This window comes from Streptomyces sp. NPDC096048 (genome assembly GCF_044763415.1).
Taxonomy (GTDB): domain Bacteria; phylum Actinomycetota; class Actinomycetes; order Streptomycetales; family Streptomycetaceae; genus Streptomyces.
Map to the genome: position 1 here is coordinate 220,397 of NZ_JBIWGG010000009.1, position 22,360 is coordinate 242,756.

Below are 22,360 nucleotides of genomic sequence, written 5' to 3' on the forward strand. Positions count from 1 at the left end.
GTGAGCCGTGGCGCACCCTGGGTAACTCACAGGAACACCTCTTGACCTGCGTACCTGCGCGCAGCACCATCACCGCATGGCGCTTCGGGTCACGTTTGTCGCGGCCGCACGCAGCTCACCGCTGCTCGCGGAGCGCTTCGACGACGACCGGCCGCTGGACCAGGCCGGCTGGGACGAGGTGCTGCGCGCCGCCGGTGATCTGCTGCCACTCGCGGCGTCCGAGTTGCGGTACTGCTCGCCCACGCCCCGCAGCCGTGCCACCGGGGACGCCATCGGCTTCGCGCCGCTGGTGCAACTCGCCCTGCGGGAGTGCGACATGGGCCGCTGGCGCGGGCTGACCCTCGGCGAGGCCATGGCCCGGGAGCCGGCGGCCGTGGACGCCTGGCTCGCCGACCCGCGCACCGCCCCGCACGGCGGGGAGACGCTGCTGGCCTTCATCACCCGGGTCGGCGGCTGGCTCGACACCCGTCCCGGCGGGGACGGCGACCGCATCGTCGCCGTGGCCGAGCCGTCCGTGATCCGGGCCGCGCTGGTGTACGCGTTGAAGGCGCCGCCCGCGACGTACTGGAACCTGGACGTCCGCCCCCTGTCGACGACCACCGTCACGGGCCGCGCGGGCCGCTGGAACCTCCGCTTCGAAGGCGCGCCCGCCTAGGGCCTGTCGTTGGGCGGCCCCTGGGTGTCCAGCGCTTCCCGGGTGTAGTCCGTGGTGAGCAGCAGGTCCTTCGCCGGGCCACCCACGCGCCACACGGTCCGCCAGTGGTTCCCGTCCCGGACGGTGAACTCGCCGCGGTAGAGGTCGGCGGCGCACGGATGGTCGGCGACGTGGTGCCCCGAGGTCAGGTCCAGGCCGTGGAAGGGCCTGCCGTCCGCGAAACGCACGTCGGCGGTGCCCGGCGCGGCCCCCGGTTCGTACCGCAGCGTCCGCTCGGCGGGGCGGGCCACCCCCTGCCAGGTGAAGGCCCCGCACTCCCGGCTCAGCAGCCCGCCGCCCGCGAGCGCGTCGAAGGCCGTGGTCCCCTCGAAGCGGCCCTCCGCGCCGCTCGCCAGATCCCGCACCGACCGGCGGGTGCGCCACCGGCCGGCGAGATACGCCAGCACATCCGGCACCGGCCACAACCCGCCCATTTCCACCCGCTTTCAGCCCCCGGCCCACTGGTTGCCGCGCGACCCATTGACGCGCCTCCGCCCCCTCCCTATCTTGCCGTTCGAAGTGCTGACCAACGTCCGATATTTCGAACGACCTAGTGAGAGCCGCGGAGTATCCATGTCACGCACCCGCTGGAGACTCGGTCTCAGCGTCACCGCCCTCCTGACGGCTTCCGCCCTGCTGCCGTCCCCGGCGCACGCGGAGGCCGTCACCGACTACGCGATCACCGTCGACCCGTCCGCCGCGGGCGCCGCGATCGACGACACGATGTACGGCGTCTTCTACGAGGACATCAACCGGGCCGCCGACGGCGGCCTGTACGCCGAACTCGTGCAGAACCGGTCCTTCGAGTACTCCACCGCCGACAACGCCTCGTACACCCCGCTCACCTCCTGGGCGGCCGAGGGCGAGGCGCGGGTCGTGAACGACGACGGCCGCCTCAACGAGCGCAACCGCAACTACCTCTCCCTGGGAGCCGGTTCGTCCGTCGCCAACGCCGGCTACAACACCGGCGTCAGGGTGGAGAAGGGCGAGAGGTACGACTTCTCCGTGTGGGCCCGCGCCGAGAGCGGCACCACCCTCACCGTCACCCTCCGGGACGCCGCGGGCACGCTCGCGAAGGTCCGCCAGGTCGCCGCGAAGGGGAAGTGGCGCAAGTACACCGCCACCTTCACGGCGACCCGCACCAGCAACCGCGGCCGCCTCGCCGTCGCCACCACCGCCCCCGCCGCCCTCGACATGGTGTCCCTCTTCCCCCGCGACACCTACAAGCAGCAGCCCAACGGCTTGCGCAAGGACCTGGCCGAGAAGATCGAGGCCCTCGACCCCGGCTTCCTGCGCTTCCCCGGCGGCTGCCTGGTCAACACCGGCTCCATGGAGGACTACAGCGAGGCGAGCGGCTGGCAGCGCGAGCGCAGCTACCAGTGGAAGGACACCATCGGCCCGGTCGAGGAGCGCGCCACCAACGCCAACTTCTGGGGCTACAACCAGAGCTACGGCCTCGGCTACTACGAGTACTTCCGTTTCGCCGAGGACATCGGCGCCATGCCGCTGCCCGTCGTGCCCGCCCTGGTCACCGGCTGCGGTCAGAACCAGGCCACCGACGACGACGCGCTGCTGAAGCGGCACATCCAGGACACCCTGGACCTCATCGAGTTCGCCAACGGCCCCCGCACCAGCGAGTGGGGAGCCAAGCGCGCCGAGATGGGCCACCCGAAGCCCTTCCGCCTCACCCACATCGGTGTCGGCAACGAGGAGAACCTCCCCCGGGAGTTCATGGCCCGCTTCACGCGGTTCCGCACCGCCATCGAAGCGAAGTACCCGGACATCACCGTCGTCTCCAACTCCGGCCCGGACGACTCCGGCACCACCTTCGACACCGCCTGGCAGCTGAACCGCGAGGCCGGCGTCGACATGGTCGACGAGCACTACTACAACAGTCCGCAGTGGTTCCTCCAGAACAACGACCGCTACGACTCGTACGACCGCGGCGGCCCGAAGGTCTTCCTCGGCGAGTACGCCTCCCAGGGCAACGCCTGGAAGAACGCGCTGTCCGAGGCCGCGTTCATGACCGGCCTGGAACGCAACGCGGACATCGTCAAGCTCGCCTCCTACGCCCCGCTGCTCGCCAACGAGGACTACGTGCAGTGGAGCCCGGACATGATCTGGTTCAACAACCACGCGTCCTGGAACTCGGCCAACTACGAGGTCCAGAAGCTCTTCATGAACAACACCGGCGACCGTGTCGTCCCGTCCACGGCGACCGGCACACCGACCGTCAGCGGCCCCATCACCGGCGCCGTGGGCCTGTCGACCTGGGCGACCAGCGCGGCCTACGACGACGTGCGGGTGACGGCGGCCGACGGGAAGACCCTCCTGACCGACGACTTCTCCGGTAACGCCTCGCAGTGGACCCACTCGGGCGCCGGCAGCTGGACCGTCCAGGACGGCCAGTACGTCCAGACCGACGCCGCCGCCGAGAACACCCTGGTCACGGCGGGCGACCCGGCGTGGAAGGACTACGACCTGCACGTGAAGGCCACCAAGAAGTCCGGCAAGGAGGGCTTCCTCGTCGCCTTCGGCGTCAAGGACACCGGCAACTACTACTGGTGGAACCTGGGCGGCTGGAACAACACCCAGTCCGCCGTCGAACAGGCCTCGGACGGCGGCAAGTCGACGCTCCTGTCCAAGGCCGGCTCGATCGAGACGGGCCGCGCCTACGACATCGACATCAAGGTGCGGGGCCGCCAGGTCACCCTCTACCTCGACGGCGAGGAGTGGGGCAGCTTCACCGACGACAAGCCGGCCGAGCCGTTCCGCCAGATCGTCACCGAGGACGCGCGGACCGGCGAGCTGATCGTCAAGGTCGTCAACGCCCAGGACACGGCCGCTCGCACCGCCGTCGACCTCGGCGGCGCCAAGGTCGCCTCCAAGGCCCGCGTCACCACGCTGGCCGCCGACCCGGACGCGGTCAACACCGAGACGGACACGCCGGTCACCCCGGTGCGGTCGACCTTCTCGGGAGTGGCGGGCGAGTTCACGTACACCTTCCCGGCGAACTCGGTGACGTTCCTGCGGATCAGGCAGCGGTAGCCGACGGACCGGCCTGGGGCGGCCTCACCAGTACGCGCGGTCGTCCCAGGCCTCGAACCCGGCGAACTCCAGCGGGTCGTCCTCCTCGTCCAGACCGGCCAGCCCGGTGGCGGCGAGTTCGCCGCGCTGCCAGGCGACGAGCGTGTCGACCAGACCGCCCTCCAGTGGCGCACCCTGAGGGGCGTGGCGCGGCCACACCACAAGGGGCCAGGCGTCGGGGTCGTCGCCCTCGGTGAGCCAGCCGAGGTGGTCGGCGTCGATGGAGTTGGCGAAGGGGAGGAAACCGCCCGGCTCGGGCCAGGGTGCGAGGGGGTACCACTCGGGGTGGTCGTCCTTGTGGGTCCGGTACGCGTCGAGGACCGTCTCGACATGGGTGACGAAGCGCCGCTCGCCGGTCCGCAGGGGCGTCAGGAAGCGCAGCCACTCGCTCCAGCAGCCGGCGCCGTAGGCGTCCATCAGCCGCGTGTACTCGCCCGGCAGCCGGGTGCCCAGTTCGGCGAACAGTCCCTCCCATGTGCCGCCACCGAGATACGGGCGCTCGGGCGGTGGCGACAGCAGGCGAAGGGCGTCCAGGCCGGTGCCGGTCTCCAGCGCGACGCGCCGGTCCTCGTCGGTCAGCCGGGGAGGGACGGGCTCGGGCGGCGTCCAGGGAGCGGCCGTCCGCAGGAAGGCGGTCCGGGCGATGCCGCCGGGCAACGGGCCCATCAGCGGGCCGGGCGGAGAAGGCGGCTCCCAGCCTTCGCGGACCGCGTGCCGCAGGTACTCGGTGAGCGTGAGGTCGTACGTGTGCCAGTCCCGCAGCCCACTGCCCGGCACCGGGCCCTGGTGCCGCACGACCACGGTCCACTCGTCCGGGTCGCTGGAGACGGACGTGTCCCAGAAGAGGACGTCGGAGCCCCGGGTGCATCCCCAGGCCAGGAGCCCGCCCGGCTCGGGGTGGACCGCGAACCGCTCCTCCTGCGGCAGGTCCCGCAGGTCGATCCGCGCCTCGCGGTGCGTCTCGCGCAGCCACTCGCCGTAGTCGAACCGGCCGTCCTCCACGCAGGGCACGTGGATCCAGACGAATTCGCCGAAGTCCAGCGGCCCGTACCGGTCGGCGAGCCGTTTGTACTCACCCGGCAGCGGAACCCCGAGCCACTCCTCGACGGCGGCCCAGTCCACGGGGACGGGAGCGGGCGGCCGCTCGCCGTCGGCTTCGGCGAAGTCGACGAGGTCGACGGCCACGGGGTCCTCCGGTGCACTCTGGTGATCGGTCGGCAGCCCGCCGATTCTCCCGGACGCTCACCGGTGGCGTGACGGGCACCCCTACCCGGCACGTCTCCCCGGCACCCCTCCCGGCACGTCTCCCCCCGGGCACCCCCTCCCGGGCGCTGTGCCAGGGCATCACCGCCCCGCGAAAGCGGATTGCATAAACGTGCAGCGATACGTATAGTCATGCCATCAAGGAGGAGGATGTCATGGCGGTACGTGCGGCGGTGGCCGGAGCGAGTGGGTATGTGGGCGGTGAGCTGCTGCGTCTGCTCCTCGCGCACCCCGAGGTCGAGATCGGCGCCCTGACCGGCAACTCCAACGCGGGACAGCGGCTCGGCGCGCTGCAGCCCCATCTGCTGCCGCTGGCCGACCGGGTCCTGGAGGCGACGGTGCCCGAGGTCCTCGCCGGACACGACGTCGTGTTCCTCGCGCTGCCGCACGGGCAGTCCGCCGCCGTCGCCGAGCAGCTCGGGCCGGACGTGCTGGTCGTGGACATGGGCGCCGACTTCCGGCTCGGGAACGCGGCCGACTGGGAGCGGTTCTACGGCTCCCCGCACGCCGGCACCTGGCCCTACGGCCTGCCCGAGCTGCCGGGCGCCCGCGCCGCGCTGGAGGGGTCCAGGCGCGTCGCGGTGCCCGGCTGCTACCCGACCGCCGTGTCGCTGGCGCTCTTTCCGGCCTACGCCGCCTCGCTCGCCGAGCCCGAGGCCGTGATCGTCGCCGCCTCCGGCACCTCCGGCGCGGGCAAGGCGGCCAAGCCCCACCTCCTGGGCAGCGAGGTCATGGGGTCCATGGCGCCGTACGGAGTCGGGGGCCTGCACCGGCACACCCCCGAGATGATCCAGAACCTCGGCGCGGTGGCGGGAGAGCCGGTCACCGTCTCGTTCACGCCGACCCTCGCGCCGATGCCCCGCGGCATCCTCGCCACCTGCACCGCCAAGGCGAAGCCCGGGGTCACCGCCGAGTCCGTCCGCGCCGCCTACGAGAAGGCCTTCGCCGACGAGCCCTTCGTGCACCTGCTGCCCGAGGGCCAGTGGCCGGCGACCGCGTCCGTCTACGGTTCCAACGCCGTATCGGTGCAGGTCGCGTACGACGCCGCCGCGGGCCGCATCATCGCCATCAGCGCCATCGACAACCTGGCCAAGGGCACCGCCGGCGGTGCCGTCCAGAGCATGAACATCGCCCTTGGTCTCGACGAGACCACCGGACTGACGACGATCGGAGTCGCGCCGTGAGTGTGACGGCAGCAAAGGGGTTCACGGCGGCCGGTGTCGCCGCCGGGATCAAGGAGAGCGGTGGCCCCGACCTGGCCCTCGTGGTCAACACCGGCCCCCGCCACGCCGCCGCGGGCGTCTTCACCTCCAACCGCGTCAAGGCCGCGCCGGTCCTGTGGTCCGAGCAGGTCCTGAAGAGCGGGCAGGTGTCCGCCGTCGTCCTGAACTCGGGCGGCGCCAACGCCTGCACCGGCCCCAAGGGCTTCCAGGACACCCACGCCACCGCCGAGAAGGTCGCGGAGGTGCTCGGCACGGGCGCCGGAGAGGTCGCCGTCTGCTCCACCGGGCTCATCGGCGTGCTGCTGCCCATGGACAAGCTGCTCCCGGGCGTCGAGACCGCCGCCGGTCAGCTCTCCGAGCACGGCGGCGAGAAGGCCGCCATCGCCATCAAGACCACCGACACCGTGCACAAGATGTCCGTCGTCACCAAGGACGGCTGGACCGTCGGCGGCATGGCCAAGGGCGCCGGCATGCTCGCCCCCGGCCTCGCCACCATGCTCGTCGTCCTCACCACCGACGCCGACCTGGAGACCGAGGTGCTCGACCGCGCCCTGCGCGACGCCACCCGGGTCACCTTCGACCGCGTCGACTCCGACGGCTGCATGTCCACCAACGACACGGTGCTGCTGCTCGCCTCCGGTGCCTCCGGCGTCACCCCGGGGTACGACGGGTTCGCCGAGGCCGTCCGCACCGTCTGCGACGACCTCGGCCAGCAGCTCATCCGGGACGCCGAGGGCGCCAGCAAGGACATCAAGGTCGAGGTCGTGAACGCCGCGACCGAGGACGACGCCGTCCAGGTGGGCCGCACCATCGCCCGCAACAACCTCCTCAAGTGCGCCATCCACGGCGAGGACCCCAACTGGGGCCGCGTGCTCTCCGCGATCGGCACCACCTCCGCCGCCTTCGAGCCCGACCGCCTCAACGTCGCCATCAACGGCGTCTGGGTCTGCAAGAACGGCGGCGTCGGCGAGGACCGCGAGCTGGTCGACATGCGCTACCGGGAGGTCCACGTCATCGCCGACCTCGCCGCCGGTGACGCCACCGCCACCATCTGGACCAACGACCTCACCGCCGACTACGTCCACGAGAACAGCGCGTACAGCTCATGAGCACGACGAGGAAGCACACCGCGCTCCCCAAGGCCCAGATCCTCATCGAGGCGCTGCCCTGGCTGACCCGGCACCACGGCAAGACCGTCGTCATCAAGTTCGGCGGCAACGCCATGATCGACGAGGACCTCAAGGCCGCCTTCGCCCAGGACGTCGTCTTCCTGCGCCACGCCGGCCTCAAGCCCGTCGTCGTGCACGGCGGCGGGCCGCAGATCAGCGCCGCGCTCGACAAGCACGGCATCGTCAGCGAGTTCAAGGCCGGCCTGCGCGTCACCACCGAGGACGCCATGGACGTCGTACGGATGGTGCTGGCCGGGCAGGTGCAGCGCGAGCTGGTCGGACTGCTCAACCAGCACGGCCCGTTCGCCGTCGGCCTCACCGGCGAGGACGCGCACACCATCACCGCCACCAAGCACCGGCCCGAGATCGACGGCGAGACCGTCGACATCGGGCGGGTGGGTGAGATCACCGAGATCGACACCGGCGCCATCGAGGCGCTGCTCGCCGACGGCCGCATCCCGGTCGTCTCGTCGGTCGCCCGCTCCCAGGACGATCACCATGTCTACAACGTCAATGCTGATACGGCGGCTGCGGCACTCGCTGCGGCGCTCGGCGCCGAGACTCTCATGGTCCTCACCGACGTCGAGGGCCTCTACGAGGACTGGCCGGACTCCGACGAGGTGATCAGCCGCCTCACCGCCGCCCAGCTGGAGAAGCTGCTGCCGGACCTGTCCTCGGGCATGGTGCCGAAGATGGAGGGCTGCCTGCACGCCGTACGCAACGGCGTCACCACCGCCCGCGTCATCGACGGCCGGGTCCAGCACTCGATCCTGCTGGAGATCTTCACCGACGAGGGCATCGGCACGATGGTCGTGCCGGACGAACAGGGGGAGCCGTGAGCAACACCGGGGGACCGACCACAGGGGGCGTCGTGAGCAACGAAGAGCTGACCGGGCGATGGCAGGGCGCGCTCATGAACAACTACGGCACCCCGCGCCTGCCCCTCGTGCGCGGCGAGGGCAGCCGGCTCTGGGACGCCGACGGCAACGAGTACCTCGACTTCGTCGGCGGCATCGCGGTCAACGCCCTCGGCCACGCCCACCCGGCGGTGGTGGAGGCGGTGAGCCGGCAGATCGCCTCCCTCGGCCACGTCTCCAACCTCTTCGTCGCCGAGCCGCCCGTCGCCCTCGCCGAACGGCTGCTCCAGCGCTTCGGCCGCGACGGCAAGGTCTACTTCTGCAACTCCGGCGCCGAGGCCAACGAGGGCGCCTTCAAGATCGGCCGGCTGACCGGGCGGCCGCACATGGTCGCCACCCACGGGGGCTTCCACGGCCGCACCATGGGCGCCCTGGCGCTGACCGGCCAGCCCGGCAAGCGGGAGCCGTTCCTGCCGCTGCCCGGTGACGTCACCCACGTACCGTACGGCGACCCGCAGGCGCTGGCCGCCGCGGTCACCGAGGAGACCGCCCTCGTCGTCATCGAGCCGATCCAGGGTGAGAACGGCGTCGTCGTCCCGCCCCCCGGCTACCTGAAGGCGGCCCGCGCCATCACCGCCGCCACGGGCGCGCTGCTCGTCCTGGACGAGGTGCAGACGGGCATCGGCCGGACCGGGCACTGGTTCGAGTACCAGGCCCACGAAGGCGTCCTGCCGGATGTCGTCACCCTCGCCAAGGGCCTCGGCGGCGGACTGCCGCTCGGTGCGACGGTCGCCTTCGGCCGCGCCGCCGAACTCCTCCAGCCCGGCCAGCACGGCACGACCTTCGGCGGCAACCCGGTCGCCTGCGCCGCCGGACTCGCCGTCCTCGACACCATCGCGGACGAGGGACTGCTGGACAACGTCAAGCGGCAGAGCGAGAAGATCCGCGGCGCGGTCGAGGCGCTCGGCCACCCGTTGATCGGCCACGTCCGGGGCGCGGGCCTCCTCCTGGGTATCGTGCTCACCGAGCCGCTCGCACCCCAGGTGCAGCAGGCGGCTCAGGACGCCGGAATCCTGGTGAACGCGCCCGCACCCGATGTCGTACGGCTGATGCCCGCGCTGAACCTCGGCGACGACGTGGTGGAGGCGTTCCTCGGGGCGCTGCCCGGCATCCTTGACCAGGCCGCCGACGCGGCCCACGGGGACGGACGATCCGGAGAATGAGACGACGATGAGCCATGCGCAGGAGCACGAGCAGACGGCCGGGCCCGCCCTTCCGCAGACCCGCACCGCACGCCACCGCCGGATCGTGGACATCCTCAACCGGCAGGCGGTGCGCTCGCAGAGCCAGCTGGCGAAGCTGCTCGCCGACGACGGGCTGACCGTCACGCAGGCGACGCTCTCCCGGGATCTGGACGAGCTGAACGCGGTGAAGATCCGCAACACCGACGGCGACCTCATCTACGCGGTCCCCAGCGAGGGCGGCTTCCGCACCCCGCGGGCCCCGCTCGGGGAGTCGGCGAAGGAGGAGCGGATGCGGCGGCTCTCGGCGGAGCTGCTGATCTCCGCGGAGGCGTCCGCGAACCTCGTGGTCCTGCGGACCCCTCCGGGGGCGGCGCAGTTCCTCGCCTCGGCGATCGACCAGGCCGAACTGCACGACATCCTGGGCACGATCGCGGGTGACGACACGCTGATGCTGATCAGCAGGGAGCCGACGGGCGGGCAGGCGCTGGCGGATCATCTGCTGCGGCTGGCTCAGAACCACCACTGAGCGCTGCGCGGCTTGTGCCGTCCATCGGGTGCGGGTGGTCGGTGGCCGGTCGCGCAGTTGCAGTTCCCCGCGCCCCTAAAGGCGTTGCAGTACGGCCGCCCGCCGCTGCGCCCACCCGTGGGCGCAGCGGCACCCCGCCAACGCGGGTGAGTGACAGCCCGGTGCCTCAGCCGCAGCGCAGGTCACACCAGAAACCCCACTCACCCCAGCCACCCTGCCAAACCCCCCGTACACCGCACCTCATCCCCCGCAGTCACCAACAGCCCCTCCACCCCGTCCAGAGACTCCAGCCACCGCAGCCCCTCCCGCGACCCCATCGCGAACGCCGCCGTCGCCCAGCAGTCCGCCCAGGTCAGCCGCGGCGCCACCACCGTCACCGCCACCAGATCGGTCACCGCGGAGCGCCCGGTGCGCGGATCGACGACGTGCGCGCCCCGCTCCGCGCTGCCGGACGTCGCCACGGCCAGCTCGGCCGCCCCCGCCGCCGACACGACCGCCGCCAGTCCGCCCGGACGCAGCGGGTCCGACACACCGACCCGCCACGGCCGCCCCGCCCCCGGCGTCCCCAGCACCTGCACGTCCCCGCCGCCGTTGACGCTGACGCCACTCGCACCGGCCGCCGCGACCCGCCGCGCGGCGCGCTCCACGGCCCAGCCCTTGACGATCCCGGTCGGGTCGAGACGGCCCTGGTACGACGTGCTGAACCAGCCGTCGCTCACCCGCTCCGCCTCCGCCGCCAGCTCCAGTACCTCGGCGACCTCGGGCGCGCACGCGTCGACGGTCAGTTCGCCGCGTGCCAGACGGGAGACCTGGCTGTTCTCCCGATAGGTGCTGAACACCTCGTCGACCCGGTGCAGCCCCGCGACCGCCTCGTCCAGTGCCGCTCGGACGGCCGCGGGTTCCCCGCCGCGGACGTCGAGGGAGAAGACGGTCCCCATCGTCTCCTCCACCCGACGCACCGCGGCGGGAGCCTGTGCGGGTTCGGCCACGGCGTCAGCCACCGGCCTGATCCAGCGCGGACTGGAGCGACTGCTTGTAGCCGGCGCTGGTGTAGGTGGCGCCGGAGACGGCGTCGATGTCGGCGGTGCCGGCGGCGATGGCGGCCTGGTTGAGTTCGGGTACGGCGTCGGCGGTGACCTGGTCGCTCTGCCCGCCCTTGGGAGCCTGGAGGGCCTCGGCGCCCGTGATCTTGCCGCCGCTGACGGTGACCCGGACCTGCACGGGCCCGTACTGGGTCTGCGCGGCGGCGCCGGTCAGCGTCTGAGTGCCCTGGGCGCCCCCGTCGGAGTCCTCGCCGCCCGAACCCTGTCCGGCGGACCCCGCGGACCCCGACCCCGCGGACCCCGCGGCCACCTTGTCCAGCGCGGACTGCAGCGACTGCTTGTAGCCGGCGCTGGTGTAGGTGGCGCCGGAGACGGCGTCGATGTCGGCGGTGCCGGCGGCGATGGCGGCCCGGTTGAGTTTGGGTACGGCGTCGGCGGTGACCTGGTCGCTCTGCCCGCCCTTGGGAGCCTGCACGGCCTCGGCGCCCGTGATCTTCCCGCCGTCCACGGTGAGCCGGACCTGTACCGGGCCGTACTGCGTGCTCGCCGCGTCACCGGTGACCGTGCCGGCACCCGCGCCCCGCCCGCCCTGCGGCGACTGCGCGGCCACCGGCGGCGCCGCGCCGCCCGCCGCCGCCGACGAGCCCGGGTCGGACGCCGGTTTCAGCGACAGCAGCAGCACGATCCCGGACACGGTCGCGGCGCCGGCGAGCACGGCACGCCGAACGGGGTGGCTTTTCCTCATCTGTCCTGGACTCCTGATGTCCGTCGCTCACATCTCGAACGACTCGTGATGGATACGGCGGGCGGGGACTCCCGCGCCGCGCAGTGCCTCGTACACCGACTGGGCGAAGCCGGGCGGCCCGCACAGGAAGACGTCGTGACGGTCGACGTCCGGGATCTTGCGGCTCAGGGTCTCCGCGGAGATGTCGGGGCGCTCCCCACCCGGGCTGTTGACCGCGTACATCAGCCGGGCCCCGCGCTCGTCGGCGATCCCGGCCAGCTCGTCCCACAGGGCCAGGTCCTGGGTGCTGTTGGCCCGGTAGAGCAGGGTGATGTCACCGGACGCGCCGGGCAGCGTCTCGAACAGCGCCCGCATCGGGGTGATGCCGACCCCGCCTGCCACCAGCAGTACCTTGCCGCGGCTGCGGCGCTGTGCGGTCAGCGCGCCGTACGGGCCCTCCGCCCACACCCGGGTGCCGGGCTCCAGCTCGCGTAGCCGGGCGCTGTGGTCGCCGATCGCCTTCACGGTGATCCGCAGCATGTCCGGGCGCGGCGCCGCCGACAGCGAGTACGGGTGCGAGCTGAACCGCATCCCCGGCGCCAGGAACCGCCAGCGGAAGAACTGCCCGGCCTCCGCACCCATCCGGTGCAGCCGGCGCCCGCCGATCAGCACCGACACGATCCCCGGCGTCTCCTCGATCACCGCCTCGACCCGCATGCGGTGCCGCAGGTTGAGGCGGAGGGGGGTCAGGACGCGGTACCAGAGGACGAGCGCGGTCACCGTCCCGTACAGCGCGTACCAGACGGTCTTCGCGACCGGCTCGACGGCGAAGTCGTTGCCGGTGGTGAGCTGGTGCCAGAAGGTCAGGAACACCGCCACGTAGGTGAGCAGGTGCACGTGGTACCAGGCGTCGTACGGGATCCGGCGGCGGACCGGGCCGGCGGACAGCAGTCCGATGAGGACCAGCAGTCCGGTGCCGATGGCGGCCTTGCCCATGTCGGGCAGCTGGTTCACGGAGCTGACCGTCTGCTGCACGATGTCGCCGAGGCCCTTGCCGGCCTGGGCGGCGTACCCCCACATGATCAGGAAGACGTGGGCGAGGACCAGGCACAGGGTGTAGCGGCCGGTCATGGCGTGCCAGCGGGCGACCCGGTCGGAGCCCACCCGCCGCTCCAGCGCCGGCACGCGCGCCATCTGGAGCACCACCAGCGCCATCAGGTACCCGGCGAGCAGACCGGTGATCCGGCCCGCGTTGAGGATCATGCCGGTCTGGTCGGAGATGGCGGGCGTGTTGCGCCACCACAGCCACAACACGCCCGCCGCGCCCGCCCACACGGCGAGCAGCAGGGGGACGGCGGGGGAGCGGCGCGGACGGATGCGCCGCATCGTCTGACGGCGGGCGGCACGGCCGCCGGCGAGCGTGGTGGTCACGGTTCCTCCGTGGGACTCGGCCCTTGGCCCACAGATACGCGCCGCACCACCGGAGCGTTCAGCCCGTGCCGGTACTCCCGCCTCCGTTCAGTAGCGCGTGATCGCCGTCGCCCCGTCCGAGGTGCCGATCGCGATGTGCGGCCGGGCCGCCGGGTCGGCCCACCGCAGGATGCGCCGCATCGCCTCCGCCGGCACCGACACGCAACCGGCCGTCGCCCCGCGCCCGTTGACGTGCAGGAAGATGCCCGCGCCGCGTCCGCGCACCGGGCGGTGGTAGTTGAAGCCGACGACCAGGGCGTGCGCGTACTGCGCCGTGTAGGTGATTAGGTGCTCGGCCTCGGCGGCCCGGCAGTCGGCGGGGCGCGGTTCGGTCCAGCGGTTGTAGGCGCGGGAGGCGTTGTCCTGGCACCACCAGGCGTCCTGGGTCACCGGACGGTATCGGTACGCCGTCCCGCGCGGCGCCGCCTGGATGCCGAAGGCGTACGGCAGGTCGTACAGCCCGGTCGGGGTGGTGTTCGTGCCCTGTGCGCGCGTCGCTCCGTCGGCCAGCCCGTTGGCGCCGAAACGGGCCGGTGCGGAACCGGCCTTCACCCATCGGCCGCCTCCGCCGCCGCCCCCGCGGTCCCACCAGGTGACCCGGCCCTCGGTCGAACCGGTCCGCGGGGCGACCGCGGTGATCAGCTGGGTGCCGCCGCCGGTGTCCGCCATCCGGGCCGGCAGCGGCCGGGGAGCGGGCCCGCCGGCGGGCGCGGCACCGAGCACGAGGAGGGAGGCGGAGACGAGGACGGCGGTGACACCGGGGCGCATGGCTCAGACGGTAGAGGGGGGCAGCGGCAACGGCAGCCCGGGGAGGCCGTCCAGGCTCGTCGCGATGTGGTCCTTCTTGGTGAAATACGCGCTGAGCGAGGCGTCGTCCTCGCGGGCGAACCGTCTGCCGTGCAGGTCCCGGTCGTTCTCGTACGCCATGTAGGGGACGGCGTAGCCGCAGCTGTCGCGGACGAGTTCGGCGGTGACCACGATGATCGCGCGCAGTCCGTGCGCGGTGGTGTCGATGTCCGGGAAGTGGGTGAGCAACTCCGGGAAGCGGGGGTCGTCGCGGAAGACCGGCTCGCCGCGACCGTGCACCCGGACGATGTTGGGCGGCCCCTGGAAGGCGCACCACATCAGCGTGATCCGCCCGTTCTCGCGCAGGTGGGCGACGGTCTCGGCGGTGGAGCCCGCGAAGTCGAGATAGGCCACGGTGAGTTCGTCGAGCACCGCGAAGCTGCCCGTGAGGCCCTTGGGGGACAGGTTGACCGTGCCGTCGCCGGCCAGGGGAGCGGTGGCGGTGAAGAAGAGGGGCTGTGCCTCGATGAAGGTGCGGAGTCTGCCGTCTATGCGTTCATAAGTCTTTCCCATGTCTAACGATTATGGAGTGCGAGGTGCGGCGGCGTCCCGTCGGCCTGCGAAATTGACGAATCATGCATCCCTCTGCATACTCATGCAAGACGGTGATGGCACGGTGAGGAGCGACACGAGTGAGCAACAACAGCGGTGACGTCCGGCTCTGGGGCGGCCGTTTCGCCGACGGCCCGGCCGAGGCCCTCGCGAAGCTGTCCGCGTCCGTCCACTTCGACTGGCGGCTCGCGCCCTACGACATCGCCGGCTCGCGTGCCCACGCGCGCGTGCTGCACGCGGCCGGGCTGCTCACCGAGGACGAGCTGACCCGGATGATCGCCGGGCTCGACCGGCTCGAAGCGGACGTCGCCGACGGCTCCTTCACCGGCACCATCGCCGACGAGGACGTCCACACCGCCCTGGAACGCGGCCTGCTGGAGCGGCTCGGCCCCGACCTCGGCGGCAAACTGCGCGCCGGGCGGTCCCGCAACGACCAGGTGGCGACCCTCTTCCGCATGTACCTGCGCGACCACGCCCGGACCGTCGGCGGCCTGATCGCCGACCTCCAGGACGCGCTGGTGGGCCTGGCCGAGGCCCACCCCGACGTGGCGATGCCCGGCCGCACCCACCTCCAGCACGCCCAGCCGGTGCTCTTCGCCCACCACGTCCTCGCCCACGTCCAGGCGCTGTCCCGGGACGCGGAGCGGCTGCGCCAGTGGGACGAACGCACGGCCGTGTCGCCGTACGGCTCGGGCGCCCTGGCCGGTTCCTCCCTCGGCCTGGACCCGGAGGCGGTGGCGAAGGACCTCGGCTTCGAGCACGGCAGCGCGGGCAACTCCATCGACGGCACGGCCTCCCGCGACTTCGTCGCCGAGTTCGCCTTCATCACCGCGATGATCGGCGTGAACGTCTCCCGGATCGCCGAGGAGATCATCATCTGGAACACGAAGGAGTTCTCCTTCGTGACCCTGCACGACGCGTTCTCGACGGGCTCGTCGATCATGCCGCAGAAGAAGAACCCGGACATCGCGGAGCTGGCCCGGGGCAAGTCCGGTCGCCTCATCGGCAATCTGACCGGCCTGATGGCCACCCTCAAGGCCCTCCCGCTCGCGTACAACCGCGACCTCCAGGAGGACAAGGAGCCGGTCTTCGACTCCATTGACCAGCTGGAGGTCCTGCTCCCCGCCTTCACCGGCATGATGGCCACCCTCACCGTGCACAGGGAGCGGATGGAGGAGCTGGCCCCGGCCGGTTTCTCGCTCGCCACCGACATCGCCGAGTGGCTGGTCAGGCAGGGCGTGCCGTTCCGCGTCGCCCACGAGGTGGCCGGCGAGTGCGTGAAGGTGGCCGAGGCCGACGGCAAGGAGCTGGACGAGCTGACCGACGAGCAGTTCGCGAAGATCTCCGCCCATCTGACCCCCGAGGTGCGCACCGTCCTCAACGTCCCCGGCGCCCTCGCCTCCCGCGGTGGCCGCGGCGGTACGGCGCCCAGCGCGGTCGCCGTCCAGCTCGCCGAGGTGAAGGCGGACGTGGCCGGCCAGCACGCGTGGGCGCACGCGAAGAAGTAGCGGCCGTGTGGCCGAGGGACATCGCGGTTACGTTGGTCAACAGCTCTAGCAGCCGACCGAACGGAGCCCGCGATGCCCTTCGCCCGCCTGGCCGCGGCCACGACCCCTACCTGTCACATCGGCCTGGGTCTCGCCGCCGTCGGCCGCCCCGGCTACATCAACCTCGGCCGTGACCGGGACCTGCCGGCCGACCGCAGCGTCGAGGCGATGCGCGAGCGCACCCACGACCTTCTCGACGCCGCCTACGCGCAGGGCGTCCGGTACTTCGACGCCGCCCGCTCCTACGGCCGCTCGGAGGAGTTCCTCGCCGACTGGCTCCGGGAGCGGCCGGACGTGGACGACGTGGTCGTCGGCAGCAAGTGGGGCTACACCTACACGGCCGACTGGTCGGCCGAGGCCGAGCGGCACGAGGTCAAGGACCACGGCGTCGCGACGTACGAGCGCCAGCGCGTCGAGACCGACGCCCTGCTCGGCGACCGGCTCGACCTCTACCAGATCCACTCGCTGACCCCCGACAGTCCGGCCCTCACCGACAAGGAACTGCACGCCGAGCTGGCCGAGGCCGCCGCGCGGGGTGTCACCGTCGGTTTCTCCACCAGCGGTCCCGCCCAGGCCGACGCGATCCGTGCCGCGCTCGCCGTGACCGTCGACGGGGAACCCCTCTTCCGCACCGTCCAGTCGACGTACAACGCGCTGGACACCTCGGCCGGGCCCGCGCTGGCCGAGGCGCACGAGGCCGGCCTCACCGTGATCGTCAAGGAGGGCATGGCCAACGGCCGCCTCGCCGAGCCGCATGCGCCGGCGGCCCTGAGGGCCGTGGCGGAGGAGACCGCCCTGGGCTGCGACGCGGTCGCCCTCGCGATGGTGCTGCGGCAGCCCTGGGCCGGTGTCGTCCTCTCCGGCGCCGCGACCGTGAACCAGCTCGGCTCCAACCTCCACGCCGCCGTCGTCGACCTCGACGACGACCAGGTGGCGCGCCTCGGCGCGCTCGTCGAGGACCCGGACACCTACTGGGAGCGGCGCGGGCAGCTGCCCTGGCACTGAGCCCCATCGGTGCGGGCAGCCGCCCGCACCGACTCCGGGAGGCCGTGAGATGCCCGAGAGGTGAGTCACGCATGCCCCACGTGAGACAGAGATGTCTCACGTGGGTTATCGTTGTCTCATGGCTGTTGATCGTGACCAGGTACTGCGCAGTGCCGCCGCCCTGCTGACCCGCAGGGCCACCGCGACCATGGACGAGGTCGCCAGGGCCGCCGGGCTGAGCCGCGCCACGCTGCACCGGCACTTCGCCGGGCGGGACGCCCTGGTCCGGGCCCTGGAGTCCCTCGGCATCGCCGAGTGCGAGGCCGCCCTGGACGCGGCCCGCCTCGACGACGGGCCGGCGGCCGACGCGGTGCGCCGGCTCGTGCGCGAGATCGAGCCCGCCGCCGGCCTGCTCGCCTTCCTCTACACCGAGAACCAGCTGTTCGAGGGCGAGGAGCAGAACGAGGGCTGGGCCCGCATCGACGCCCGGATGGCCGCGGTGTTCCGCCGCGGCCAGGAGAGCGGCGAGTTCCGCATCGACCTCACCCCCGCCTGGCTCACCGAGGCGCTCTACGGCCTGCTGGCCTCCGGCGCCTGGGCGGTGACCGAGGGCCGCGTGGCCCGCAACGACCTGACCCACATGATCGTCGAGCTGCTGCTCGGCGGCGCACTCCGGAGAGAGGAACCATGAACCGCACCCTGCGGCCGGCGCACACGAACGAGGCGGTGAAGCGCCCCGGCCGCTGGCTCGCGCTGTCCGTCCTCGTGCTGGCCGTGCTGCTGGTGGCCGTCGACGCGACCGTCCTCGGTCTCGCGACCCCCTACATCAGTGAGGACCTCGCCCCCACCGGCACCCAGCTGCTCTGGATCGGCGACGTCTACTCCTTCGTCATCGCCGGTCTGCTGGTCTCCATGGGCAGCCTCGGCGACCGCATCGGCCGCAAGCGGATTCTGCTCATCGGCGCCACGGCGTTCGGCGCGATCTCGGTCCTCAACGCCTACGCGTCCACGCCCGAGCTGATGATCGTCGCCCGGGCCCTGCTCGGCGTCGCGGGTGCCACCCTGATGCCCGCCACCCTCGCCCTGATCCGCAACCTCTTCCACGACCCGCGCGAACGCAGCCTCGCCGTCGGCATCTGGGGCGCCGCGGCGTCGGCCGGTGCGGCGGTCGGCCCGGTCGTCGGCGGGTTCCTGCTGGAGCACTTCTGGTGGGGCTCGGTCTTCCTCATCAACCTGCCGGTGATGGCCGTCCTGGTCGTCGTCGGCATCAAGCTCCTGCCCGAGTCCCGCAACCCGAACCCGGGCCCCTGGGACCTGCTCAGCGTCACCCTCTCGCTGGTCGGCATGGTCGGTGTCGTGTACGCCGTCAAGGAGGCCGCCGCGCACGGGTTCGCGTGGGCCACGCTCGCCGCCGGTCTGCTGGGCGCCGCCGCGCTCTACGGCTTCGTCCGCCGCCAGCTGACCATGCCGGTCCCGCTGCTCGACATGCGGCTGTTCCGCAATCGCGGCTTCAGCGGTGCGGTCCTGGCCGACCTGCTGACCATCCTGGGCCTGTCGGGGCTGGTGTTCTTCCTCTCCCAGTACCTGCAACTCGTGCAGGGCAGGCGCCCGTTCGAGGCCGGCCTGGCCGAACTGCCCGCCGCCGTCGGCGCGGTGGCGGCCGGTCTGATCGCCGGCCGCGTGGCCCGGCGCTTCTCGGTGCGTGCCGTGGTCTCCGGCGGGCTCGCCGCCGTCGGTCTGGCGCTGGCCGCGCTGACCGTCATCGGCCAGAACACGGGCTACCCGCTGCTCGGCGCGGTCCTGCTCGTGGTCGGCGTGGGCGCCGGCTTCTCGTTCACCGTCACCGCCGACGTGATCCTGTCCAGCGTGCCGGGCGAACAGGCGGGAGCCGCCTCCGCGGTCTCCGAGACGGCGTACGAACTCGGCGCCGCCCTCGGCATCGCGGTGCTCGGTTCCATCGTGACCGGCGTCTACCGCGACTTCACCGGCCCGGACGGCACCCCGGCCGCGGCACACGAGTCGCTGGGCGGTGCGGTGGAGGCCGCCTCGGACCTCCCCGCGCACACGGCCGAGGCCCTGTTGAGCGCCGCCCGCCAGGCCTTCGTCGACGGCCTGACCCTCGCGGCGGGCGTCGGCGCGGCCGTCCTCCTGGCCGCCGCCGTGGCCTCCTGGTTCCTGCTGCGGGGCCAGCGCCTGGAGGACGGGATGGAGCACCCGTAGGGAGCCGGGAGCCGGGAGCCGGGAGCCGGGAGCCGGGAGCCGGGAGTCGGGAGCCGGCCGGGGCGTGCCTCCGGCCGGCCGGACCGGCCGCGCGGGAACACCCGCCGTCGGCTACGCGCCGGCCCTCGCCGAACCCGCCCAGCACCGCGTCCTGCGGAACACCGGTGCGACGAGGGCGCGCCGGGCGGACCGGCGCCGGTCCGCCCGGCCGCTCCGGCAGCCGACGGCAGTCAGCGGCGCCCCGCCGGGACAGGCCCGGATGGCGGCCCCGCCTCGGTTCGGCCGGCCTCCGCGCGGCCGGACGCCGTCGCACCGACGCCGACGGCCTTGGGAAGGGCGGACGCCCACAACGCACGGACGGCGGGCCGCTCGATGAGCGGCCCGCCGTCCGTATCCCCGCGCTTCGCGGCCCTACGCGGCCTTGGCCTTGCTCGCGTACATGTCCACGTACTCCTGGCCGGACAGCCGCATGACCTCGGTCATCACGGAGTCGGTCACGGCGCGCAGGACGTAGCGGTCGCGGTCCATGCCCTCGTAGCGGGAGAACTCCATCGCCTCGCCGAAGCGGACCGTGACCTTGCCCGGCCGGGGCAGGCCCGCGCCCCCCGGCTGGAGTTTGTCGGTGCCGATCACGGCGAACGGGACGACGGGGGCGCCGGTCATCAGGGTGAGCCGGGCGATGCCGGTGCGGCCGCGGTAGAGGCGGCCGTCGGGGGAGCGGGTGCCCTCCGGGTAGATGGCGAAGACCTTGCCCTCGTCCAGCACGCGGCGGCCGGTCATCAGTGCCGCGACTCCGCCCCGGCCGCCGTCCCGGTCGACCGGGATCATGCCGACGCCGGTGAAGAACCAGGCCATCAGCCGCCCCTTGAGGCCCTTGCCGGTGACGTACTCGTCCTTGCCGATGAAGAAGACCTGCCGGTCGCACTTCAGGGGCATGATCACCGAGTCGATGAAGGTGAGATGGTTGCCGGCCAGGATCACCGGGCCGTCGCCCGGGATGTTCTCCACGCCCTCCACCTGTGGGCGGAACATCAGGCGCATGATCGGGCCGAGCACTGCCTTGATGAGCGCGAAGCGGGACAACGGGTCCTCCGGTGTCGGGGATGCGGTATGAGTCTGTGCAGGTGAGGACATTACTCGCGGCCGAGGGTGTCACGCACGTCGGGTCATCCGGGCGTTACCCGGTGTTGACACGCGTTCACCTGCGGTGCGGGAGGTTGTGCGGCTGTGACGCCCGTACGAGGATGTGAGGCAGGTCGCGTCCCGGGGGGAAGGAACCGCGTGCCGATCCTCGCCGTACTCGCCGTGCTCTGTGTCGTCATGGCCGCCGCCGTCACCGTCCTGGTCCGCAGGGACCGGCGTCGTTGGTCCGGGAGTCCGGACACGGCCCGGATCGAAGCACACGCGACGCGCGGACTGCGCGAGGCGCGCCGCTGGAGCCGTGCCGCCGACCCCTGCTCCGTGGCCACGGGGCTCGTCGGGCACCGCCACGACGACCGCGGCCACTGACCGCGTACCCCGCCCGGCCGCCCCGAAGCCGACGACACGTCAGACATCCCGCCCCACCGGCCCCTGGGCACCCGTACGACATCCCCACGCACCCGCGTGTTCCGGCCGCGGTCTCCCGCTCGTCATGTACGCGCCCCTACGATCGGCCCGCACCGACGGTCAACGACAGGAGGCCCTGATGGGAACACGGGAGTCGGACGAGCAGGCGGGCGGCACCGGACGGCGGGCGCTCCTCGGAGCGGTGGCGCTCGGAGCGGGCGGAGCCGTACTCGGCCTGTCCGGCACGGCGAGAGCCGCCGACGCCCGGCACGGCGGGGGACGCGGCGGCGTGCGGAGCCTGCCCGTCCCGACGGTCATCGGCCACCGCGGTGCCAGCGGCTACCGTCCCGAGCACACCTTCGGCGCCTACGAACTGGCCCTCGACATGGGCGCCGACATCGTCGAGGCCGGCGACCTGGTCCCCACCAAGGACGGTCACCTCGTCTGCCGGCACGAGCCGGAGATCGGCGGCACCACGGACGTCGCCGACCACCCCGAGTTCGCCGGCCGCAAGCGCACGAAGTCGCTCGACGGTGTCTCCGTCACCGGCTGGTTCACCGAGGACTTCACGCTCGCCGAGCTCAAGACGCTCCGCGCGACCGAGCGCATCCCGGCCAACCGCCCGCACAACACCCTCTACGACGGCCGCTGGGAGATCCCCACCTTCGAAGAGGTGCTCCGCTGGCAGAACGAGCAGACCCGCAAGCGCGGCAAGCAGGTCTGGATCTACCCCGAACTCAAGCACCCGACCTACTTCCGCAAGCTGGGCCTGGGGACGGAGGAGCGCCTCGCGCGGCTGCTGCGCGAGTACGGCAAGGACCGGAAGAACTCGCCCGTCATCATCCAGTCCTTCGAGCCCACCAGCATCCAGCGGATGAACAAGCTCGTCGGCAACCCCCTCGCCGTCCTGCTGTCCGGCGCGAAGAGCCGCCCCTGGGACTTCGTCGAGACGGGCGACCCGCGCACGACGGCCGACCTCATCACGCCGAAGGGCCTGAAGGAGATCGCCTCGTACGCGCAGGGCATCGGCCCGACCCTGGACCTGATCATCCCGAAGGACTCCGCCGGCCGGCTCACCGAGCCGACCACGCTGGTCCGCGACGCGCACCGCGCCGGCCTGATCCTTCACCCGTACACCATGCGCAACGAGAACCCCTTCCTGCCCGCGGACTTCCGCAAGGGCAGCGACCCGGATGCCTACGGCGATGTCTTCGGCGCGTTCCGGACCTACTTCGCCACCGGCATCGACGGCGTCTTCACCGACCACCCGGACACGGGCGTGCTGGCCCGCGAGGACTTCGTCAACAACTGAGCGACCGACCCCGGTTGGGGTGACCTTCGGCCGCCCGGTGCAACCCGCCGC

Annotated in this window: 20 protein-coding genes and 1 pseudogene; 13 read left to right on the plus strand and 8 right to left on the minus strand. The window is 72.3% G+C overall.

Going from position 1 to position 22,360, the window contains the following annotated elements:
• Positions 1–76 precede the first annotated feature (76 nt).
• The gene (locus ACIQ6R_RS25610; protein WP_404179629.1) at positions 77–655 is read left to right on the plus strand and encodes a histidine phosphatase family protein; all 579 of its coding nucleotides are present in this window, start codon (positions 77–79) and stop codon (positions 653–655) included.
• Here ACIQ6R_RS25610 and ACIQ6R_RS25615 read toward each other — a convergent pair.
• Positions 652–1,128, minus strand: coding sequence for a DUF6314 family protein (locus ACIQ6R_RS25615; RefSeq protein ID WP_404223660.1), 477 nt, complete (start codon positions 1,126–1,128; stop codon positions 652–654). The two genes, ACIQ6R_RS25610 and ACIQ6R_RS25615, sit on opposite strands and share 4 nt — an antisense overlap.
• 139 nt (positions 1,129–1,267) lie before the next feature.
• Between ACIQ6R_RS25615 and ACIQ6R_RS25620 the strand changes: the two genes are divergently transcribed.
• Complete coding sequence (locus ACIQ6R_RS25620) at positions 1,268–3,742, plus strand: alpha-L-arabinofuranosidase C-terminal domain-containing protein (RefSeq protein WP_404223662.1); 2,475 nt, start codon at positions 1,268–1,270, stop codon at positions 3,740–3,742.
• Positions 3,743–3,766: 24 nt separating this feature from the next.
• On the opposite strand, the gene ACIQ6R_RS25625 is transcribed toward ACIQ6R_RS25620, so the two are convergent.
• Positions 3,767–4,966, minus strand: a complete 1,200-nt coding sequence (locus tag ACIQ6R_RS25625) for a hypothetical protein (RefSeq protein ID WP_404223664.1) — start codon at positions 4,964–4,966, stop codon at positions 3,767–3,769.
• 233 nt (positions 4,967–5,199) lie between these two features.
• On the opposite strand from ACIQ6R_RS25625, the gene argC reads away from it, so the two are divergent.
• Genes argC through ACIQ6R_RS25650 form a run of 5 tightly spaced genes read left to right on the plus strand, consistent with a single transcriptional unit; the run spans position 5,200 to position 10,063 of the window.
• Entirely contained in the window at positions 5,200–6,228 is a 1,029-nt protein-coding gene (gene argC / locus ACIQ6R_RS25630; RefSeq protein WP_404223665.1) for an N-acetyl-gamma-glutamyl-phosphate reductase, read from the plus strand.
• Entirely contained in the window at positions 6,225–7,376 is a 1,152-nt protein-coding gene (gene argJ / locus ACIQ6R_RS25635; protein ID WP_404223666.1) for a bifunctional glutamate N-acetyltransferase/amino-acid acetyltransferase ArgJ, read from the plus strand. Before argC ends, argJ begins: the two co-directional genes overlap by 4 nt.
• Positions 7,373–8,275 carry an acetylglutamate kinase gene (argB, locus tag ACIQ6R_RS25640; protein ID WP_404223667.1) on the plus strand — a complete coding sequence of 301 codons (903 nt, stop codon included), beginning with the start codon at positions 7,373–7,375 and terminating at the stop codon, positions 8,273–8,275. The genes argJ and argB overlap by 4 nt, the downstream gene beginning before the upstream one ends.
• 32 nt (positions 8,276–8,307) lie before the next feature.
• Positions 8,308–9,516, plus strand: a complete 1,209-nt coding sequence (locus tag ACIQ6R_RS25645; RefSeq protein WP_404179608.1) for an acetylornithine transaminase — start codon at positions 8,308–8,310, stop codon at positions 9,514–9,516.
• A 7-nt stretch (positions 9,517–9,523) separates the two neighbouring features.
• Positions 9,524–10,063 (plus strand): arginine repressor, encoded by a 540-nt coding sequence (locus tag ACIQ6R_RS25650; protein ID WP_404179605.1) that lies wholly within the window; start codon positions 9,524–9,526, stop codon positions 10,061–10,063.
• Positions 10,064–10,263: 200 nt separating this feature from the next.
• Here ACIQ6R_RS25650 and ACIQ6R_RS25655 read toward each other — a convergent pair whose 3' ends face one another.
• The 5 genes from ACIQ6R_RS25655 to ACIQ6R_RS25675 all read right to left on the minus strand — a co-directional run bounded on the left by ACIQ6R_RS25655 (position 10,264) and on the right by ACIQ6R_RS25675 (position 14,659).
• A complete protein-coding gene (locus ACIQ6R_RS25655) occupies positions 10,264–11,001 on the minus strand; it encodes an FAD:protein FMN transferase (RefSeq protein WP_404223860.1) in 738 nt (245 codons plus the stop codon).
• 55 nt (positions 11,002–11,056) lie between these two features.
• On the minus strand, positions 11,057–11,851 hold the full coding sequence (locus ACIQ6R_RS25660; RefSeq protein ID WP_404223669.1) for an FMN-binding protein: 795 nt from the start codon (positions 11,849–11,851) through the stop codon (positions 11,057–11,059).
• 27 nt (positions 11,852–11,878) lie between these two features.
• Positions 11,879–13,261 (minus strand): ferric reductase-like transmembrane domain-containing protein, encoded by a 1,383-nt coding sequence (locus ACIQ6R_RS25665; RefSeq protein WP_404223670.1) that lies wholly within the window; start codon positions 13,259–13,261, stop codon positions 11,879–11,881.
• 87 nt (positions 13,262–13,348) lie between these two features.
• The gene (locus ACIQ6R_RS25670) at positions 13,349–14,068 is read right to left on the minus strand and encodes a L,D-transpeptidase (protein ID WP_404223671.1); all 720 of its coding nucleotides are present in this window, start codon (positions 14,066–14,068) and stop codon (positions 13,349–13,351) included.
• A 3-nt stretch (positions 14,069–14,071) separates the two neighbouring features.
• On the minus strand, positions 14,072–14,659 hold the full coding sequence (locus ACIQ6R_RS25675; RefSeq protein ID WP_404223673.1) for a pyridoxamine 5'-phosphate oxidase family protein: 588 nt from the start codon (positions 14,657–14,659) through the stop codon (positions 14,072–14,074).
• Between the two features lie 119 nt (positions 14,660–14,778).
• On the opposite strand from ACIQ6R_RS25675, the gene argH reads away from it, so the two are divergent.
• The 4 genes from argH (at position 14,779) to ACIQ6R_RS25695 (ending at position 19,449) form a co-directional block, all read left to right on the plus strand.
• Positions 14,779–16,206: an argininosuccinate lyase gene (gene argH, locus ACIQ6R_RS25680; RefSeq protein WP_404223675.1), complete on the plus strand. Its 1,428-nt coding sequence runs from the start codon at positions 14,779–14,781 to the stop codon at positions 16,204–16,206.
• Positions 16,207–16,278: 72 nt separating this feature from the next.
• Positions 16,279–17,250, plus strand: a complete 972-nt coding sequence (locus ACIQ6R_RS25685; protein WP_404223677.1) for an aldo/keto reductase — start codon at positions 16,279–16,281, stop codon at positions 17,248–17,250.
• 118 nt (positions 17,251–17,368) lie between these two features.
• On the plus strand, positions 17,369–17,920 hold the full coding sequence (locus ACIQ6R_RS25690) for a TetR/AcrR family transcriptional regulator (protein WP_404179584.1): 552 nt from the start codon (positions 17,369–17,371) through the stop codon (positions 17,918–17,920).
• Entirely contained in the window at positions 17,917–19,449 is a 1,533-nt protein-coding gene (locus ACIQ6R_RS25695; RefSeq protein ID WP_404223679.1) for an MFS transporter, read from the plus strand. Before ACIQ6R_RS25690 ends, ACIQ6R_RS25695 begins: the two co-directional genes overlap by 4 nt.
• Positions 19,450–19,860: 411 nt before the next feature.
• Here the strand turns inward: ACIQ6R_RS25695 and ACIQ6R_RS25700 are convergent.
• Positions 19,861–20,605: pseudogene (locus ACIQ6R_RS25700) on the minus strand (lysophospholipid acyltransferase family protein).
• A 125-nt stretch (positions 20,606–20,730) separates the two neighbouring features.
• Between ACIQ6R_RS25700 and ACIQ6R_RS25705 the strand changes: the two are divergent.
• Positions 20,731–20,958 (plus strand): hypothetical protein, encoded by a 228-nt coding sequence (locus ACIQ6R_RS25705; protein WP_404179577.1) that lies wholly within the window; start codon positions 20,731–20,733, stop codon positions 20,956–20,958.
• Positions 20,959–21,136: 178 nt separating this feature from the next.
• Complete coding sequence (locus ACIQ6R_RS25710; protein WP_404179574.1) at positions 21,137–22,309, plus strand: glycerophosphodiester phosphodiesterase; 1,173 nt, start codon at positions 21,137–21,139, stop codon at positions 22,307–22,309.
• Positions 22,310–22,360 lie beyond the last annotated feature (51 nt).

What these genes read in the sequence shown, in the direction of transcription:
- ACIQ6R_RS25610 (WP_404179629.1), top strand. Translation starts at nt 77, where the DNA reads ATGGCGCTTCGGGTCACGTTTGTCGCGGCCGCACGCAGCTCACCGCTG.
- ACIQ6R_RS25615 (WP_404223660.1), bottom strand. Translation starts at nt 1,128, where the DNA reads ATGGGCGGGTTGTGGCCGGTGCCGGATGTGCTGGCGTATCTCGCCGGC.
- ACIQ6R_RS25620 (WP_404223662.1), top strand. Translation starts at nt 1,268, where the DNA reads ATGTCACGCACCCGCTGGAGACTCGGTCTCAGCGTCACCGCCCTCCTG.
- argC (WP_404223665.1), top strand. Translation starts at nt 5,200, where the DNA reads ATGGCGGTACGTGCGGCGGTGGCCGGAGCGAGTGGGTATGTGGGCGGT.
- argB (WP_404223667.1), top strand. Translation starts at nt 7,373, where the DNA reads ATGAGCACGACGAGGAAGCACACCGCGCTCCCCAAGGCCCAGATCCTC.
- ACIQ6R_RS25650 (WP_404179605.1), top strand. Translation starts at nt 9,524, where the DNA reads ATGAGCCATGCGCAGGAGCACGAGCAGACGGCCGGGCCCGCCCTTCCG.
- ACIQ6R_RS25655 (WP_404223860.1), bottom strand. Translation starts at nt 11,001, where the DNA reads ATGGGGACCGTCTTCTCCCTCGACGTCCGCGGCGGGGAACCCGCGGCC.
- ACIQ6R_RS25660 (WP_404223669.1), bottom strand. Translation starts at nt 11,851, where the DNA reads ATGAGGAAAAGCCACCCCGTTCGGCGTGCCGTGCTCGCCGGCGCCGCG.
- ACIQ6R_RS25670 (WP_404223671.1), bottom strand. Translation starts at nt 14,068, where the DNA reads ATGCGCCCCGGTGTCACCGCCGTCCTCGTCTCCGCCTCCCTCCTCGTG.
- ACIQ6R_RS25675 (WP_404223673.1), bottom strand. Translation starts at nt 14,659, where the DNA reads ATGGGAAAGACTTATGAACGCATAGACGGCAGACTCCGCACCTTCATC.
- ACIQ6R_RS25685 (WP_404223677.1), top strand. Translation starts at nt 16,279, where the DNA reads ATGCCCTTCGCCCGCCTGGCCGCGGCCACGACCCCTACCTGTCACATC.
- ACIQ6R_RS25690 (WP_404179584.1), top strand. Translation starts at nt 17,369, where the DNA reads ATGGCTGTTGATCGTGACCAGGTACTGCGCAGTGCCGCCGCCCTGCTG.
- ACIQ6R_RS25695 (WP_404223679.1), top strand. Translation starts at nt 17,917, where the DNA reads ATGAACCGCACCCTGCGGCCGGCGCACACGAACGAGGCGGTGAAGCGC.
- ACIQ6R_RS25710 (WP_404179574.1), top strand. Translation starts at nt 21,137, where the DNA reads ATGGGAACACGGGAGTCGGACGAGCAGGCGGGCGGCACCGGACGGCGG.